This window comes from bacterium (genome assembly GCA_024224155.1).
In the GTDB taxonomy this organism is placed as follows: Bacteria; Acidobacteriota; Thermoanaerobaculia; order Multivoradales; family JAHEKO01; genus CALZIK01.
In genome coordinates this window covers 1-2,704 of sequence record JAAENP010000381.1, presented here as the reverse complement: position 1 = coordinate 2,704, position 2,704 = coordinate 1, and the positions used below count along the sequence as shown (strand labels likewise).

Below are 2,704 nucleotides of genomic sequence, written 5' to 3'. Positions count from 1 at the left end.
GAGCCGTTTGAGGCGGTGCGAGGATCCGGCGCGGCGACTGGAGGGGGAGACGAGGACAAGCGATTTGCCCGCACCGCAGCGGGAGAGAAAGGGGGGGTTCGAAAGATCTCCCGCTGTTACGAGCGGTCTGCCCCCCTTTCTCGAGCGCGAGGAGACGCGCGAATCGCCCGAGACGACCTTTCCAGGAGCCCGCTGGATCGCATGAGCCGAAAGGCTCTAGCGCCGGCAAGGCCGAGACCGGCGTCCAGCCTCGATGCAGCCTCAGGCGAATCGCTTGGCGACCGCCGTTCATATGCGCCGACGGCCGACAGGACGGTCGAGAGCGGCGCTCGGACCTACAGCTCGCGGCTGCGGGCGGCGTCGCGCTCGCCGATGCGGGCGCTGACTTCGCCGACGGGAAGCGCGCCGAGATCGTCACCGGTGCGCAGGCGCAGAGCCACGGTCTCCGACTCCGCCTCGCGAGCACCGACCACCAGCATGTACGGGATCTTCTGGAGCTGGGCTTCGCGGATCTTGTAGCCCAGCTTTTCGCTGCGGTCGTCGAGCTGCACCCGGACTCCAGACTCCCCTAGCCGGTCGCGGACCTGAGCGGCATACTCGTGCACCTTGTCCGATACCGGCAGCACGACCGCCTGAATCGGCGCCAGCCAGACCGGGAAAGCACCCGCCGTGTGCTCGATCAGGATTCCCAGAAAGCGTTCGACCGAGCCCAGCATGGCGCGATGGATCATCACCGGCCGATGCTCGCCGCCGTCCTCGCCGATGTACGACATCGCGAAACGCTCCGGCAGGTGGTAGTCGAGCTGCACGGTACCCAGCTGCCAGGAGCGACCGATGGCGTCCTTGATCTGGAAGTCGATCTTGGGCCCGTAGAAGGCGCCGTCGCCTTCGTTGACGACGTACTCGATGCCGGCACCCTCGAGCGCCGACGCCAGGTCCTTCTCGGCCCGATCCCAGAGCTCGTCGGACCCCAGACGCTTCTCTGGCCGGGTCGAGAGCTCGATCAGAAGCTCCTCGAACCCGAAGGTCACGTAGATGTCGCGGATGATCGAGACCGCCCGCAGAACCTCGGCCTCGACCTGCTCGGGCGTGCAGAAGACGTGGGCGTCGTCCTGGGCAAAGGATCGAACACGGGTCAGACCCGAGGTTTGGCCGCTCCGCTCGTAGCGGTGCAACCGCCCGAAGTCCGCGTACCGGATGGGCAGGTCCCGATACGAGCGCAGCGTATTGGCATAGATGAGGCAATGCGTCGGGCAGTTCATCGGCTTGACCGCGTACTGACGCTCATCGGCCTCGGCGAAATACATCGCGTCGCGATAGTTGTCGTAGTGACCCGAGATGTGCCAGAGGTCTACGTCGAGTATTTGCGGGGTTACTACCTCGTGGTAGCCGTTGTCGCGATTGCGCTCGCGAACGTAATCGATCAGTGCGTTGTAGATAAACGCGCCCTTGGGATGAAAGAACGGGCTGGCCGGCGCATGTTCGTTGAAGCTGAAGAGATCCAGCTCCGACCCGAGCCGTCGATGGTCCCGAAGCTTGGCCTGCTCGATCCTCTCGAGGTACTCGTCAAGCTCCTTCTGACTACCGAAAGCGGTGCCGTAGATCCGCTGCAACATCTCGCCCGATTCGTCTCCTCGGAAGTACGCTCCGGAGGTTTCGAGCAGCTTGATCGCCTTGACCTGACCGGCACGCTGCGCGTGGGGGCCACGGCAAAGATCCGCGAAGCGGCCATGCCGGTAGACCGTGATCGTCTCGCCCTCGGGGATGTCCTGGAGCCGCTCGATCTTGAGGTTCTCGCCCATGCCGGCAAAGAGCTCGGCGGCCTCCTCGCGGCTGACTTCGACGCGCTCGAAAGCGCTGTCCTCGGCGAGGATCTCGCGCATCTTCCGTTCGATCCTCTCGAGGTCCTCGGGCGAGAACGCGCGTGGGAAGCGGAAATCGTACTGGAACTTCTCGGAATGGTCCTGGCGCCCGGCGTCGATCTCGACCTCGGGCCAGAGTCGCTTCACCGCATCGGCCAGCACGTGCTCTGCGCTGTGACGAAGGCAGTCGCCCGATTCCGGGCTCTTGGTGGTGAACAGCCGGAACGCGCCGCTGTTCTGGAGCGGGATCCGCAAGTCGACGGCGGCACCGTCGAGCTCGGCGCCCACAGCATCGCGCGCCAGCCGTGGGCCGATCGACTCGGCGACCTCTAGCGGTGTCGTGCCCTTGATCACTTCACGCACCGATCCGTCCGGCAGGGTGAGCTCGATCGATTCTGATCCGGACATGGTCTTCTTGGACTGCTAGGAGGGTGGTAGGCGCTAGCGGACTCGAACCGCTGACCTCTACCGTGTGAAGGTAGCGCTCTAACCAGCTGAGCTAAGCGCCTAGTCGTCCTGGGAGCAGAAAGCCGTTCACGTTCGAATCTGGTACCTGTTCCCGAGTTTCTTGAAAGTGGTAGGCCCGAGCGGACTCGAACCGCTGACCTCTACGATGTCAACGTAGCGCTCTAACCAAGCTGAGCTACGGGCCTTCAAATCATTTCACGTTGCTGAGAACTACCTTCCGGAGAAGGGGCGGGAATCGTAACAAAGGGTCTGAAGCCTGTCAACGCGGCGCCGCCCTAAAAATTGCCGAAATTTCCCATGGGCGAATCGATCAATCATCCCAGTGTAGGGATAAGATGTCCTAAGTGGATCTCTTAGCCCAAACATCCGGTCGT

1 protein-coding gene and 2 tRNA genes are annotated in these 2,704 nt (G+C 63.4%); all 3 read right to left on the bottom strand.

What is annotated here, in order from left to right; all coding sequences use genetic code 11:
• Nucleotides 1–335: 335 nt before the first annotated feature.
• The 3 genes from thrS to GY769_19260 all read right to left on the bottom strand — a co-directional run bounded on the left by thrS (nucleotide 336) and on the right by GY769_19260 (nucleotide 2,515).
• A complete protein-coding gene (thrS, locus tag GY769_19270) occupies nucleotides 336–2,270 on the bottom strand; it encodes a threonine--tRNA ligase (GenBank protein ID MCP4204060.1) in 1,935 nt (644 codons plus the stop codon).
• A gap of 24 nt (nucleotides 2,271–2,294) precedes the next feature.
• Nucleotides 2,295–2,371 (bottom strand) — tRNA-Val (locus GY769_19265).
• Nucleotides 2,372–2,437: 66 nt separating this feature from the next.
• Nucleotides 2,438–2,515, bottom strand: a tRNA-Val gene (locus tag GY769_19260).
• Between the last annotated feature and the right edge of the window lie 189 nt (nucleotides 2,516–2,704).

Bases quoted from the DNA above. Each gene is read 5' to 3' on its own strand.
- thrS (MCP4204060.1), bottom strand. From the start codon at position 2,270: ATGTCCGGATCAGAATCGATCGAGCTCACCCTGCCGGACGGATCGGTG.